Raw genomic sequence first — 293 nt, 5'->3', positions numbered from 1 at the left:
AATATCGAGAGTAAACACGCTGTTGTCCGCTATATGAAAGACCATGCAAGAGAAAAAGATACTGCCGCATGGCTGGCTCAGGAATACGGCGGCAGTAACAGCAACAGCCTGTTCGTTGTCCGTGCCGGCAGCCCGGAGGAAACGCAGCTGCCCTGGCCGAAGGTACAGCGCCGGATTGCCCAGCTCATTCAGGAGGACCGGTTCTATACCGAAGAAGAACAGGACCGTTTTGACGATCCCTCTTTCTTCCAGAGCTTCCCGGATGGCGATGGGGTCGATGTCGTCAAAACGGT

At 54.9% G+C, this 293-nt stretch carries 1 protein-coding gene; it reads left to right on the top strand.

Annotation, left to right across the window (positions count from 1 at the left end):
• Window positions 1-293, top strand: a 293-nt coding sequence (locus tag NE473_RS31795) for a hypothetical protein (protein WP_256265698.1), incomplete at both ends; no start/stop codon positions are given.

This window comes from Hungatella sp. SL.1.14 (genome assembly GCF_024460495.1).
In the GTDB taxonomy this organism is placed as follows: Bacteria; Bacillota; Clostridia; order Lachnospirales; family Lachnospiraceae; genus Hungatella; species Hungatella hathewayi.
This window is presented reverse-complemented; position numbering and strand designations above follow the sequence as displayed.